Below are 13977 nucleotides of genomic sequence, written 5' to 3' on the forward strand. Positions count from 1 at the left end.
CAAGGCTACTGAAAGATTTGATCTCTATATTCAGCAGCCTCAGCGGACGGATAACCGGGACCACCCGGAGACACGCCTGATGAGCGAGCTTTTTTACAACGCCGTGCCGAACGCGACCCGTGTCGCCCCGCCACTGCCCGAGCCTCGGCAATACCCCAGCGAAAAACCGCAACGGGTCTACCTGTTCGGCACCTGCGTGGTGGACCTGTTCTATCCCGAAGCCGGAATGGACGCGATTCACCTTCTGGAGCGCGAAGGGATCCGGGTGGAGTATCCGCAAGGGCAAACCTGTTGCGGGCAACCGGCGTACACCTCGGGCTATACCGAGCAGGCTCGGACGGTGGCGCGGGCGCAACTGGCGTTGTTCGCCGAAGACTATCCGGTGGTAGTGCCCTCGGGTTCCTGCGCCGGCATGATGCGCGAGCATTACGCCGACCTGTTCAAGGACGAGCCCGAAACGCTCAAGCAGATCCAGGCCCTGGCTGCCCGGACCTACGAACTGGCCGAGTTCCTGCTGTTCGTCTGCAAGGTGCAGCTCGAGGACAGCGGCACACCGGTGAAGATTGCGCTGCACACGTCCTGCTCGGCACGGCGTGAAATGAATACCCACCTGCACGGCCGCGCGTTGTTGGCACAGCTACGCAATGTGGAGCGGGTCGAACACAGCCACGAAAGCGAATGCTGCGGCTTTGGTGGGACATTCAGCGTTCGCATGCCGGATATTTCCGGCGCGATGGTGGCCGACAAGACCCGGGCGTTGAAGGAATCCGGCGCGCACAAGGTCATCAGTGCCGACTGCGGCTGCCTGATGAATATCAACGGCGCCCTGGAAAAACAGCAGGAGGCGTTGCGCGGTCAGCACCTGGCGAGCTTCCTCTGGCAGCGTACCGGAGGTGCCGCATGAGCACGCCGACGCTGATTCCGACCGTTGAACTGCAGGACGATTTTCGTGCCCGGGCCCACAAGGCCCTGGGCGACACGCAATTGCGAAACAACTTTCGCAGTGCGATGGATTCACTGATGACCAAGCGGGCAACGTCCTTCAGCGATGCCCACGAAAGAGAACACCTGCGGGTGCTGGGCAATGCCGTCCGCGCCCGTGCGTTATCGAAGCTGCCCGACCTGCTCGAGCGGCTTGAAAGCAACCTGACCCGCAACGGTGTGACTGTGCACTGGGCGGAAACGGTGGACGAAGCCAACGGCATCGTCCTCTCGATCATCCGCGCTCACGAGGCGCGGCAAGTGATCAAGGGTAAATCGATGGTCAGCGAAGAGATGGAGATGAACCATTTCCTCGAGGCTCGGGACATTGAATGTCTCGAATCCGACATGGGGGAATACATCGTCCAGCTCGACCACGAGAAGCCTTCACACATCATTATGCCGGCGATCCACAAGAATGCCGGTCAGGTCGCGTCCTTGTTCCACGACAAACTCGGCGTGGAGTACACCAAGGACGTCGACCAACTCATTCAGATCGGTCGCAAGGTCTTGCGGCAGAAATTCTTCGAGGCCGACATCGGCGTGTCGGGCGTCAATTTCGCCGTCGCCGAGACCGGCACCCTGCTGCTGGTGGAAAACGAAGGCAACGGACGGATGTCCACCACCGTGCCACCGGTGCACATTGCCGTGACCGGCATCGAAAAAGTGGTGGAGAACCTGCGCGATGTCGTGCCGCTGCTCTCGCTGCTGACCCGCTCGGCCCTCGGCCAGCCGATCACCACCTACGTCAACATGATCTCCGGTCCACGCAAGGCCGACGAACTGGACGGCCCCCAGGAAGTGCACCTGGTGCTGCTGGACAACGGTCGCAGCCAGGCGTTTGCCGACAGCGAATTGCGCCAGACCCTGAACTGCATCCGCTGCGGCGCCTGCATGAATCATTGCCCGGTCTACACCCGAATCGGCGGTCATGCCTACGGCGAGGTTTACCCGGGGCCTATCGGAAAAATCATCACACCTCACATGGTCGGCCTCGCCAAGGTCCCGGACCACCCGAGCGCGTCCTCACTGTGTGGTGCCTGCGGTGAAGTGTGCCCGGTGAAGATCCCGATCCCCGCCCTGCTGCGGCGCCTGCGGGAAGAAAACGTCAAGGCACCGGACAGTCCGAATCAAGTGATGCGTGGCCAGGGCAGCAAATATTCGCCCAAGGAACGCTTCATCTGGAATGCCTGGGCCTGGCTCAACAGTTCGCCACGGCTGTATCGGCTGTTCGGCTTTCTGGCCACGCGCCTGCGTGCCCTGACGCCGAGCAACGTCGGCCCCTGGACCCAGAACCACAGCGCCCCGAAACCCGCCGCCCGCTCGTTGCATGACCTGGCCCGCGACCACCTGAAAGCCCAGGGAGACCGCCGATGAGCGCTCGGGACAATATCCTCGCCAAGCTGCGCAAAAGCCTGACCGGCACAACGCCAGTTGCCGACCATTTCGATGTCGACCTGGTCACGCAAACCTATCGCTACGCGCGCGAAGAGCGCATCCCGCAGTTGCGCAAGCTGATGGAAGCGGTGCACACCGAAATCCACCTGACGTCGGGCGAAGGCTGGACGACGCTGCTGGCGCAGTTGCTGCGCGACCGGCAGTTGCCGAGCCTGCTGATCGCCCCAACCACCGCTCATGGGAAAAAAATCACACAGTTCTGGGCGAATAATCCGGACCTGCCGCCTCTCAAGGCCTACGACCGGCCGGTCGAGGAATGGAAAGCCGAACTGTTCAACGACACCCCCGCCAGCCTGACCGGAACCCTGGGTGCAATCGCCGCGACCGGCAGCCTGATCCTGTGGCCGACGCGAGAAGAACCGCGGCTGATGAGCCTCGTACCGCCAGTACATTTCGCCCTGCTCAAGGCCAGCGAGATCCGCGATAACTTCTATGAAGTGCAGCAGGAATTCGAATGGGCCCAAGGCATGCCCACCAACGCCCTGCTGGTGTCAGGTCCCTCGAAAACCGCCGACATCGAACAAGTCCTCGCCTACGGCGCCCACGGTCCCAAGGATCTGGTGGTATTGATTCTGGAGGACCAATGAGCCTTCCAGCCTCTTTCCTGAATGACGTACAGCAACTGATCCCACAAAGGCGCCGTTTCGACGATCCCCTGTCGACCCTGGCCTTCGGCACCGACGCCAGTTTCTATCGGCTGATTCCGAAACTGGTGGTACGGGTCGAAAGCGAAGAAGAAGTGGTCGCCCTGCTGAAACTGGCCCAGCGCGACCACGTTCCCGTCACCTTCCGCGCGGCCGGCACCAGCCTGTCGGGGCAAGCCATCAGCGACTCGGTGCTGATTGTGCTGGGAGACAACTGGAACGGCCGCGAGATTCGCCAACAGGGCACGCAGATCCGTTTGCAGCCGGGCGTGATCGGTGCCCAGGCCAATGCCTGGCTGGCACCGTTCGGACGCAAGATCGGCCCGGATCCGGCGTCGATCAACGCCTGCAAGATCGGCGGCATTGTCGCCAACAACGCCAGCGGTATGTGCTGCGGCACGGCGCAGAACACCTATCACACCCTGGCGGGCATCCGCCTGGTACTGGCCGATGGCACCCGCCTCGACACCGAAGACGACGCCAGCGTGGCCGCGTTCCGAGCCAGTCACGGCGAACTGCTTGAGCGGCTGGCGTCTCTCGGACGCGAGACCCGCGCCAATACCGAACTGGCCGCCCGAATTCGCCACAAATACCGTCTGAAAAATACCACCGGCCTGTCACTCAATGCCCTGGTGGATTTCGACGAGCCTGTGGATATCTTGAGCCACTTGCTGGTGGGGTCCGAAGGCACCCTCGGTTTCATCAGCGCGGTGACCTACAACACAGTAATCGACCATCCGAACAAGGCCTCGGCGCTGATCGTGTTCCCGGACGTGGAAACCTGCTGCAACGCCGTCACCGTGCTGAAAAGCCAACCGGTATCGGCCGTAGAGCTGCTGGACCGGCGCAGCCTGCGCTCGGTTCAGGACAAGCCAGGCATGCCGGATTTCGTTCAACACCTGTCGATAAATGCCTGCGCCCTGCTGATCGAATCCCGCGCCGCGTCTTCGTCTTTGCTGCAAGAACAACTGGCGCAGATCATGGCCTCCCTGGCCGGCTTCCCGGTGGAAAAGCAGATCGACTTCACCGAGGACCCGAAGGAAAACGCCCGACTCTGGGCCATCCGCAAGGACACCTTTCCGGCGGTGGGCGCGGTGCGCAAAACCGGGACCACGGTCATCATCGAAGACGTGACCTTCCCAGTGGAACAGCTGGCAGTGGGCGTGAACCGCCTGATCGAGCTGTTCGACAAACATCATTACGACGAAGCGATCCTTTTCGGACACGCCCTGGAAGGCAATCTGCACTTTGTCTTCACCCAAGGCTTCAACAACCCTGAAGAAGTCGCACGTTACCAAGCGTTCATGGATGACGTGGCGCAGTTGGTCGCGGTGGAATTCGGCGGTTCGCTGAAGGCCGAGCACGGCACAGGACGCAACATGGCGCCCTTCGTCGAATTGGAATGGGGCAGTGACGCCTACCAATTGATGTGGCAACTCAAACGCCTGCTCGATCCCAATGGCATCCTCAATCCGGATGTGGTGCTCAGCGAAGACCCACAGATCCACCTCAAGCACCTCAAACCCCTGCCCGCCGCCGACGAGATCGTCGACAAATGCATCGAATGCGGTTTCTGCGAACCGGTGTGCCCGTCCAAGGACCTGACCTTGAGCCCGCGCCAGCGCATTGTGATCTGGCGGGACATCCAGGCGAAAAAGCGCGCGGGCATCGACACGTCCGAGCTGGAAACGGCCTATCAATATCAAGGCATCGACACCTGCGCCGCCACCGGGCTGTGCGCCCAACGCTGCCCGGTAGGCATCAATACCGGCGATCTGGTGAAAAAGCTCCGCGGCCGTACCGCAACGCGTACGAAAACCGCCGACTGGCTCGTGAGCAACTTCGCCATGGCCCTGCAAGGAGCGCGCTTTACCCTGCACGTTGCCAACGGCGCGCGCATGCTGCTGGGTGCACCTCGGCTGGCGCGCTGGTCAACCGGGCTGAACCGCTTGTCCAAGGGCCAAGTGCCGCAATGGACCCCTGCCATGCCTCAGCCGGAAAGCCCCATCCGCTTCAGCCCGGCCGTGTCGGATGAGCGCCCGAGAGTGGTGTACCTGGCAGCCTGCGTGTCGCGCGTCATGGGCCCTGCGGCCGGAGATAAAGAGCAGGTTTCGCTGTACGAAAAAACCCGACAGTTGCTGGAAAAAGCCGGTTATCAGGTCGTCTTTCCCGACAACGTGGACAGCCTTTGCTGCGGCCAACCTTTCGCCTCAAAAGGTTATGCCGAACAAGCCGAGCACAAACGCCAGGAACTGATCGGTGCCCTATTGCATGCCAGTCGCGGCGGCCTCGACCCCATCTACTGCGACACCAGCCCGTGCACATTGCGGCTAGTCCAAGACCTCGGCGACGTGCGCCTGGACCTGTACGACCCCGTACGCTTCATTCGCACACACCTGATGGAGCGCCTGGCATTCAGCCCTCAGGATGAGCCGATTGCAGTGCATGTCACGTGCAGCACCCAGCACCTCGGCGAAAGTCAGGCGCTGATCGATCTGGTGCGCAAGTGCAGCAAGCACGTGGTCATTCCCGAAGGCATTCATTGCTGCGGTTTCGCCGGCGACAAGGGCTTTACCATGCCTGAACTCAACGCCCACTCGCTGCGCACCCTCAAGGACGCGGTTCAATACTGCACCGAGGGTATCTCCACCAGCCGCACCTGTGAGATTGGTCTGACACAACATGGCGCAATCGACTACCACGGTCTGGTGTACCTGGTAGACCGCGTCACCCAGGCCAAACCCGCCAGCGGTGGAGGGCTTTCTACAGGGCCCGACGAAAAATCGAATTCCTGCGCTTCGCTGTAGTCACTTGAATAGGCCCGGCTCTGTCGGGCCCTACGACAACGACTCGGCCTGTCCGTGACCGGCAGCACCGAGACCACACGTTCAAGGAGATACACATGAAGCACACCGCATTTGCTGGCTTGTTCATTTCCGCTGCACTGTTGGCCTCTCCGGTGTTTGCAGCGGATAACGACCTGTGCACCACCAAGCTTCAGGAGCTGCAGGATAAAGTCACCACGTTGCCGGCAACCTCTGAAAGCACCGCCGTAGACATCAAGCAGCAGCTAGCGAACGCCAAAACGGCCCAGACTGCCGGTGATGAAAAGAAATGCGTCACCGAAGCCACCCAAGCGCTGTCTGACGTGGATAAACTTCGTAACGAACCGAAGCAGTAATCACAGCCAGGCCAACCTCCGGGTTGGCCTCAGCCAGGTATTGGCGTACACTGCACATGCCTGTCGCTCCAACAGCTTCACCGAGTGACAGGTTCGGGGCCGTTTAGGATTCGACGCCGGTTGCGAAACTTTAGGTGCATGCCGAGTTGGTAACAGAACTCGTAAATCCACTGTTGCAACTTCCTATAGTTGCCAATGACGAAACCTACGGGGAATACGCTCTCGCTGCGTAAGCAGCCTTAGCCCTTCCCTTCTGGTACCTTCGGGTCCAGCAATCATCAGGGGATGTCTGTAAACCCAAAGTGATTGTCATATAGAACAGAATCGCCGTGCAGTACGTTGTGGACGAAGCGGCTAAAACTTACACAACTCGCCCAAAGCACCCTGCCCGTCGGGTCGCTGAGGGTTAACTTAATAGACACGGCTACGCATGTAGTACCGACAGCGGAGTACTGGCGGACGGGGGTTCAAATCCCCCCGGCTCCACCACTTCAACATCTAAAGACGTCCACGGACGTCTTTTTTTGTGCCTGAAATCCAGTAAATACGGGGGTTTCAGCGCCATCGAGCTCCATAGCCCTTCACGCTGATCCATTTTGAAATGTATTCCAAGGCGTATTCCAAGCCCAGGGCTGGTAAATTTTGGAATACACGAACAGCGTTGGAGTACCCATGGGCGCCCAAGCCACACGCCTTTCAGACCTGAAAATCAGAGCCGCAAAACCCAAAGCCAAGGACTACATACTGACCGACGGCAACGGCCTCCAGCTGCGAGTCCGTACCAATGGTTCAAGGCTATGGAATTTCAACTACGTCCATCCCCTGACGAAAAAACGGATCAACATGGGACTGGGTACATTCCCTGAGCTCAGCCTGGCTCAAGCGCGAAAACGCACAGTTGAGGCCAGAGAACTGGTTGCCCAGGGGCTGGACCCAAAAGAGCAGCGCGATGCCGATCGCCAAGCGAAAAAAGCCGCGACAGAGCACACCTTTCAAAACGTAGCGACAGCGTGGTTTGAGCTGAAGAAAGATTCCGTAACAACCGCCTACGCTGAAGACATTTGGCGCTCGCTCACGCTGCACGTCTTCCCGGATCTACACGCAACCCCAATTTCCGAAATCAGCGCTCCTCAGGTCATCAAGTTGCTTAAGCCACTTGAGACCAAAGGCAGCTTGGAAACGGTCAAGCGCCTGACCCAACGCCTCAACGAAATCATGACTTACGGGGTGAACTACGGACTCATTCATGCCAACCCCCTGAGCGGAATTCGATCAGTCTTCAAAAAACCAAAGAAGAAAAACATGCCGGCATTGCCCCCCGATGAGCTCAATGAACTCATGGTGGCGATTGCCAACGCCAGCATCAAAAGAACCACCCGGTGTCTCATCGAGTGGCAACTCCACACGATGACTCGGCCAGCAGAAGCTGCGACCACCCGATGGGCTGACATCAACTTCGAGAAGAAGATCTGGACGATTCCAGCGGAGCGAATGAAGAAACGTCGCACACACATCATCCCACTAACGGAGCACGCTTTAGCGCTCCTGGAGACCATCAAGCCCTACAGCGGACACAGGGAGTACGTGTTTCCCTCCGACCGTAATCCTCGTACCCATTGCAACAGCCAGACCGCGAACATGGCGTTGAAACGGATGGGCTTCGAAGGGCGCCTGGTCAGTCATGGAATGCGCTCGATGGCGAGCACCATCCTCAATGAAAAGGGTTGGGATCCCGAGCTGATCGAAGTTGCGCTTGCCCACGTCGATAAGGACGAGGTACGTAGCGCCTATAACCGAGCGGACTACATTGAGCGGAGACGGCCGATGATGCAGTGGTGGAGTGAACACATCCAGGGAGCAGCTACCGGCAATCTCTCGGTATCAGCAACCATCGAAAGCAATGATCGGAAAGTCGTCGCCATACGCTGATGAAGGACTGCCATCGGCTGATATGGAACAGCGATAAACCCGGTGGTGATGCAAATCGTATTGTCGACTTACACGAAGGGTGATCCGCGATGAGATGCAGAGGAACGGGCCGTCTTGGCCCATACCTCGGAGTCATCTCATGGCAGACCTAAGCACTCACCAGAACTCGCAAGACCAAGATGCTCTACTCACCACCTTGATGTCGCTCACACTCGATCAGCGCCTTACCCCGTTGGAGCGCAATGGCTGGCAAGTCCTGCTCATGCTTCGCACCGCGGATGGCCTCAGTCCGCTAGTGAACATGGGGCAGTTGCGCCGCTACCTCACGTGTACTCCCTGTGGGCAGCGAGCGGGCGCTGCAACGGCTTGGCGCGCTTTAGCGGCACTGCGACTTACAGGATGGATCAGCTTCGTAAGGCAACATTGCGATCTCCTGACTGGCAATGTTCAAAGCGTGTTGTATCGGGTCAATGAGCGCGCCCTAAGCTTCCATGAAGCTTGTGCGCTCGACGACAGCCTGGAGGAGCTTATGGCTACCTGCATCGACCATGAGAACAAACAGATCAAGCACCTTGCCGAGCACATTCTGGCGACCTCCGAGCAGACGCCTGAACCTCCCCCTATTGCCATCCGGAAGCAACAAAACAAAGACGATGAACCACCGCCCTCCGCGCCATCGCGAAAGCGCCCTAGGGTCAATCGAACATCCACACCTACCGCTTCCGCAAACAGATCGACCGTTACACAGCAGAACAAACAGACCCGCCAGATACCTCAAGAGCAACACCGTACGTATAAGACGTATTTATACAAAAAAGAACGTACGTACCGTGCGCATACGCGTGAGGAAAGCGATTCACCGCCAGCCCCCCTGTTATTGCCTCCATGCCTGACCAACGCCAAAGCAGATCAGCAAAGAGACGTGCTAATGGCCTTGAAACGGTTGCCGTCACACCATCGCCAGGACGTGCTGGACGAACTACAGGCACGCAGTCAAAGCGGCACGGTTCGCAATGTCGTCGCCTACTTCTTCGCCTTGGTGAAGCGTGTGTTGGCCGGCGAGTTTCGCTTGTGGGCCGGCCGCAAAAAACAGCATCCAGCCAGCGAGCCCGTTGCAATCCAGCCCGCACCCCGCGTTTGCACAGAAGTGCGCAAGAAGCCACCAGCGCGCTCGGGATGGCGCGAAATTGGTCGGCCACACATTGCCAACATGCGAGAAATCCTGGCCGGCCCTAGGGGCGCTGGAGACTTGGCGGCACAGGTGATGAAAGACAAAGGGTGGCAGGCGTGCCCCGTCTAGGGGACGCGTATTCAACGCCTGTAAATCAATAAATGTCCGGCGCTATTACCCAACATCAGGGAACACTGGGTAGCCGGTTTGTGAATTGACAGAGAATGTCCGTGGGAGCACTTTCACGAGTGCATATCAGCCGTCAGGATCATCAAGACGGCGCTGCGGTTTTCCGCAGGATCCTCCCAATGACCGCATCGCTTCCGGCAGCGCGGACAGTCGACTTGAGTGTCGAAGGAAGCAAGCTATCCCATCCCACCCACGACGGGCCTTCCCCGTCCTGGGGCAGGCCTTTCTTTGTTTTTGGAGGCCTTAATGAAAAATCGACTGGCAATGTACAAAGCCCTGAAGGCTATCAACGTGCCCGAGCAGCAAATCGAAGCAGTTATCCAAGCCATGGACTCTGATGTGCATTTATCTTCTGCAGGTAAATCCGATCCCGACATAGCGCAATTTCGGACAGAGCTATCCCGGTTTGAGGTGAGCCTCGTTATGAATATCGGCGTGATGCTCTTCGTCGCGATGGCGATTCTCTTCGCCGCGGTCGCGTTTATTCGTTAACGAGACCGCCTTTTCCGTTGGTACCAGGAGCCACCTGTTCTAGGACAGGTGGTTTTTCCTTGTGCGCAAGTCACTTGATTGCATAGGCCGTAAATACATTTGACCAAGGGCACCTATCGGCCGATTCTGTTGAAAAAGTCGGTTCTTCCAGACCGCCCACATACTGACCGCTGGAGAAGCGTTTTTTGCGCGCCACTACGCGAAATCTGAACCCAGAATCCTCTGCTCAATGTAAAGATTTCAATCTCAAGCGCGTACTTTTCTACCGTGAAAATCAGGGGCGACTTTTTCAACAGAATCGGCCAAAAGCGGACATTCACTATTTAAGAAATCTGGAGCGATTCAAACGGCCAATTGTAGTCATTGGTTGCTCCACGATTCTCTACCGATCAATGCTTTATTGGCGAATCAGCGTTGGGGCAGCCAAGGGGCGGCGTAGTATCATCCTAATGCGTACCTACCGACGCCCTCGGAGCCAATTCACATGGACATGACCCGGTTCAACGATTTCTACCTACACCTTTACAGAGCCAACCTTGAGCAAGATGGTGAGGCCTTGCTGGGCGAGTTCTATGCCCTCTGGCGCGAGGCTGAAACCTCCGGAGTTGAGGCCAATACCCTGGTAGATGAAGCAAAGAACTGCCTCCATCGGGTTGCGTCTACTGACTTGTTTGTCCTGGCTGCCTGCGAATGGATCGGTGACAAAGGCCACCACAGGCTGAGCAAAGCGTTGGCGCACGAGGTTAGCGTCCAGTACCTCCAACATCCCAAGTTGGTGAGGTTCACGCTGTCCGGAGCCACAGAGGCATCCACCAGCGCTGTGGCCCGCAGATTGTGTGCCCTGAACGTTTCGGTACCAGTATCACTTGGCTGGGTGTTGAGCTTGAACGAAGACCTACCCCCAAGCCCTCTGATTTCTGCAACGACCTGTGTGGTCATCGATTTTTTGGCGACAGAGTACCCAGCCACCTGCAAACGTCTCCTTGAAGCAGATCCCTCACCGCTTGCTCAGTCAACTCCCGCCAAGCACCTGGGCGAAAGGCTGTCCGCCGAAAGCAGCGCCTTGGACGCCCTGCCCCACCTCACTGAGCTACAGATGTCATCGGAAATGCGGCGGAGCTTCAGCTACCTTCGCCGGAATGAGAATCGGGCGGTGGCGGAGAAGGCTCACGGCGAATCCCTGTTCGAAATGTTCATGACCGCGCAGCATTTCAAATATTCCAACCAAGTATCAGTGGAATATCAGAACGATCACGAGACCGTCGAGGCGATGATCCCCATGTTCATGCAGGAAATGAGTATTGAATTGCCTCAGACCTGGATTGCCGACCCGTTGCTATATGACCAGAAGATCATGAGCCTATGGAAGGACGCTGATCAATGAGCATCCAACTGGTTCTCTCACACTACCTTTCGGGGCTTCGCGAGCGCGATGAGCTGGATGCACTCCTTCCAGAGCTTCTCCAAGCGATGGGGCATTCGGTGCACAGTCGTGCCCAGATTGGCGTGAATCAGGGTGGTGTCGACGTTATGTCCACCAAGGAGGATGCTCAGGGGCAAACGGAAGTATTCCTGTTCATCATCAAATTTGGCAATGTGAACCGGAACGACTTCTATGGCACTCAGCAGGCGATTTCGCCCTCCATCCGCCAAGCGTACACCGAGTACGTCCGGAATCGGCTGCCAGAGCCTCTGCGGGGCCTAAAAAAGCGAATCGTCCTGATTTCAAACGGCATCCTCAAGCAAGACGCACAGTCAGATTACTCGGCAATCTCGAAGGAGGTGGTCGAATTCTCTCCTTTATGCTCGCTGGATTTCTGGGGCATGGATCAGTTGAGTCCCTACATCGAGGAGTACCTCTTTGACGATGCCTTGCTGCTCGGGAAAGGCAAATCCGACCTGAGGGCAGCCTTGGCCGGGCTTGAGGATACGCAGGCTTCATTCTCCAGGTTCGTTCGGTTTGTTGATGACTGCATGGCCGCACTTGGGGATGACAAGGACGTATCAGAAAATACGCGTGCGAACCGCTTCCACAAGCGAGCAGCGGCGGCGGGCATGGGGTGGGCTGTGCTTCTCGTCTGGGGCGAAAGTGAGGGTAATCAGAAACCAGGCGTGCTCGCAGGTGAGTACCTTTTGCTACGCCTCTGGAGCGAATCGATAACGCTTGGCCTGCAGACCGACATTCAGTTCCTCAATCGTTTCGAAACGCTTGCTCGGCTCCATGCGAACGCCTTGTTACGGTACTACGAGCGCGTGATGCCGTCGCTCCTGAACCGCAGACGTATGCTCCGCTATCGCCCCGATCAGGTGCTCTACATCGACTTGATTTGCGATGAGCTTGGCCGGTTGGGCACCACACTGCTGTTGCTTCAGTCCCTGAAGGTCGATACCGCAACTCTCCGAGCCATGCACGGCTGCCTGGTGTCCTTCATCAACGCGCACAACGGATGCTTGCTACCCGTCTATGACGGACAAGCCATTGACCTTTCGATAGCCATGACCGCGATCATGGCCGTGGGTGATACAGCCAGCACCCAACTCATGGTGCGTGAGTGCATTGATCGCTTTGATGCCGCTCTGCATCGGAACAGGATCCTGCCGGTGGATACCGATGATCTTGAAGATGCCATGGCCCTGTTCTCCGGGAAAGAAACCCAAAGAGGTCGATTCTTCAAAACCACGACTTTGGTGCCGCTCCTGGGAACCATGGCTGCTCTGCTGGGCGACCAGGAGGCCCTTGATCAATTGACTGCGAAGATTGTTCCAAATCTTGAAGGGGTAACCAAGGAAAGGTGGTTCCCCAAAAAGGCACTGCAGATGCTGACGGGTTCCGATGCCTATGTGAATGCCATTGGCATATCACGTGCCCTGACTGGCTTTCGGCCGACGCCAGATGATGAGGTTGAGGCTTCTGTGAAGGTGCCGAGTCAGGCCGCCTCCCCAGAGGATTTCGCTTGGCACAACACCACCTGGGAAGTGCTGATTGCGATCTCAGCTAGGTTGCATCGCCATCCTTTGCCTACCTGGTATGTTGCGAAGCTTGCCAAAGTACATCCGACGCTTTGACCGCACTCACCGGATCAACCTGACCTTCGTCATCGATGAAGAGGGCTCGGGCACTACCAGACGAGCCTTGAACTAGACAATTTATAGGATGGGTACATGTCTATTCAATGAGGCTGCCCACCTATTCCAGTGTGAACCGTCCTTAGTTTTAAAGACCGTCCACTTCTGGCCGATTTCCGGCAGCCCCCACCTGCTGCGATGAGTTGGAAGTAGCGTCCACATACAGCCTTTCGCATCGTCTGCTTTTGGGTTCTTGCGCTCGAGTTCGGTAAAGTGATGCTATATGCAAAACATGACGACTAGCCAATAGTGCGCAGCACGCACGAGACAGATATGGAATCAGGCTACATGAAGAAGAATCAGACTGAACCGGTCCACAAAGAGTACCCACGCTTCAGGTTTCCCGGGTTTGGTTCAGAGGGTACGTGCTTCCTACGGGTCTGGGTACGACCAAGCGGGTTGGTTGTCCTATGCAGTCAGCTCCTCGAATATTACGGTACGTCAGTGACCAACGCCGTGGAGCAAGTCCTTGTGGCGGCTATCGAGCGATTGCAAGAAGATGTGGGATTGGATCACCTTGTTGCTCCTAGGCGTTGGTGGCGATTTCGAGCTGATAACGAAGACTTCATTAGCCAGGTCGTGCGGCGTACGGTGTGGATTGAGCACTACCCACCTGGCGCCGGACTGCATCCCGCTGGTTCGTTTGCATTGGTGGCGTTCGACAGTGGTCTGCATCCTGTCTGGAACTATGTATCCAAGGAAACGGCTGCAGGAGAATGTGGCGTGGACGTAGCACTCCTCGAAGTTGATACGCAGCTTCTAAAATATGAATCGTAGGCGCCTCATCCATCATGGGCCGCGGCTGA

Annotated in this window: 11 protein-coding genes and 1 other RNA gene; all 12 read left to right on the plus strand. The window is 57.6% G+C overall.

The window, feature by feature from the left end:
- The first annotated feature begins 79 nt into the window (after window positions 1-79).
- Window positions 80-904 carry a (Fe-S)-binding protein gene (locus tag ACODTO_RS14480; protein ID WP_489106613.1) on the plus strand — a complete coding sequence of 275 codons (825 nt, stop codon included), beginning with the start codon at window positions 80-82 and terminating at the stop codon, window positions 902-904.
- On the plus strand, window positions 901-2358 hold the full coding sequence (locus ACODTO_RS14485; RefSeq protein WP_175363280.1) for a LutB/LldF family L-lactate oxidation iron-sulfur protein: 1458 nt from the start codon (window positions 901-903) through the stop codon (window positions 2356-2358). Before ACODTO_RS14480 ends, ACODTO_RS14485 begins: the two co-directional genes overlap by 4 nt.
- Entirely contained in the window at window positions 2355-3026 is a 672-nt protein-coding gene (locus tag ACODTO_RS14490; RefSeq protein WP_489106614.1) for a LutC/YkgG family protein, read from the plus strand. Before ACODTO_RS14485 ends, ACODTO_RS14490 begins: the two co-directional genes overlap by 4 nt.
- The gene (locus tag ACODTO_RS14495; protein ID WP_489106615.1) at window positions 3023-5890 is read left to right on the plus strand and encodes an FAD-binding and (Fe-S)-binding domain-containing protein; all 2868 of its coding nucleotides are present in this window, start codon (window positions 3023-3025) and stop codon (window positions 5888-5890) included. Before ACODTO_RS14490 ends, ACODTO_RS14495 begins: the two co-directional genes overlap by 4 nt.
- A gap of 95 nt (window positions 5891-5985) precedes the next feature.
- Window positions 5986-6264, plus strand: a complete 279-nt coding sequence (locus ACODTO_RS14500; protein ID WP_139648171.1) for a hypothetical protein — start codon at window positions 5986-5988, stop codon at window positions 6262-6264.
- 95 nt (window positions 6265-6359) lie between these two features.
- Window positions 6360-6753: a transfer-messenger RNA gene (gene ssrA, locus ACODTO_RS14505) on the plus strand.
- 183 nt (window positions 6754-6936) lie between these two features.
- Complete coding sequence (locus tag ACODTO_RS14510; protein WP_489106616.1) at window positions 6937-8193, plus strand: integrase domain-containing protein; 1257 nt, start codon at window positions 6937-6939, stop codon at window positions 8191-8193.
- A 139-nt stretch (window positions 8194-8332) separates the two neighbouring features.
- Window positions 8333-9493, plus strand: coding sequence for an STY4528 family pathogenicity island replication protein (locus ACODTO_RS14515; protein ID WP_489106617.1), 1161 nt, complete (start codon window positions 8333-8335; stop codon window positions 9491-9493).
- Window positions 9494-9799: 306 nt separating this feature from the next.
- Complete coding sequence (locus ACODTO_RS14520) at window positions 9800-10045, plus strand: hypothetical protein (protein WP_489106618.1); 246 nt, start codon at window positions 9800-9802, stop codon at window positions 10043-10045.
- 484 nt (window positions 10046-10529) lie between these two features.
- Window positions 10530-11429, plus strand: a complete 900-nt coding sequence (locus ACODTO_RS14525; RefSeq protein WP_489106619.1) for a hypothetical protein — start codon at window positions 10530-10532, stop codon at window positions 11427-11429.
- Window positions 11426-13111, plus strand: a complete 1686-nt coding sequence (locus ACODTO_RS14530; RefSeq protein ID WP_489106620.1) for a hypothetical protein — start codon at window positions 11426-11428, stop codon at window positions 13109-13111. Before ACODTO_RS14525 ends, ACODTO_RS14530 begins: the two co-directional genes overlap by 4 nt.
- 504 nt (window positions 13112-13615) lie before the next feature.
- Window positions 13616-13948 (plus strand): hypothetical protein, encoded by a 333-nt coding sequence (locus tag ACODTO_RS14535; RefSeq protein ID WP_489106621.1) that lies wholly within the window; start codon window positions 13616-13618, stop codon window positions 13946-13948.
- Window positions 13949-13977 lie beyond the last annotated feature (29 nt).

The sequence above is a fragment of the Pseudomonas sp. FG13 genome, from assembly GCF_057809755.1.

What these genes read in the sequence shown, in the direction of transcription:
- ACODTO_RS14480 (WP_489106613.1), top strand. Translation starts at nt 80, where the DNA reads ATGAGCGAGCTTTTTTACAACGCCGTGCCGAACGCGACCCGTGTCGCC.
- ACODTO_RS14485 (WP_175363280.1), top strand. Translation starts at nt 901, where the DNA reads ATGAGCACGCCGACGCTGATTCCGACCGTTGAACTGCAGGACGATTTT.
- ACODTO_RS14490 (WP_489106614.1), top strand. Translation starts at nt 2,355, where the DNA reads ATGAGCGCTCGGGACAATATCCTCGCCAAGCTGCGCAAAAGCCTGACC.
- ACODTO_RS14495 (WP_489106615.1), top strand. Translation starts at nt 3,023, where the DNA reads ATGAGCCTTCCAGCCTCTTTCCTGAATGACGTACAGCAACTGATCCCA.
- ACODTO_RS14500 (WP_139648171.1), top strand. Translation starts at nt 5,986, where the DNA reads ATGAAGCACACCGCATTTGCTGGCTTGTTCATTTCCGCTGCACTGTTG.
- ACODTO_RS14510 (WP_489106616.1), top strand. Translation starts at nt 6,937, where the DNA reads ATGGGCGCCCAAGCCACACGCCTTTCAGACCTGAAAATCAGAGCCGCA.
- ACODTO_RS14515 (WP_489106617.1), top strand. Translation starts at nt 8,333, where the DNA reads ATGGCAGACCTAAGCACTCACCAGAACTCGCAAGACCAAGATGCTCTA.
- ACODTO_RS14520 (WP_489106618.1), top strand. Translation starts at nt 9,800, where the DNA reads ATGAAAAATCGACTGGCAATGTACAAAGCCCTGAAGGCTATCAACGTG.
- ACODTO_RS14525 (WP_489106619.1), top strand. Translation starts at nt 10,530, where the DNA reads ATGGACATGACCCGGTTCAACGATTTCTACCTACACCTTTACAGAGCC.
- ACODTO_RS14530 (WP_489106620.1), top strand. Translation starts at nt 11,426, where the DNA reads ATGAGCATCCAACTGGTTCTCTCACACTACCTTTCGGGGCTTCGCGAG.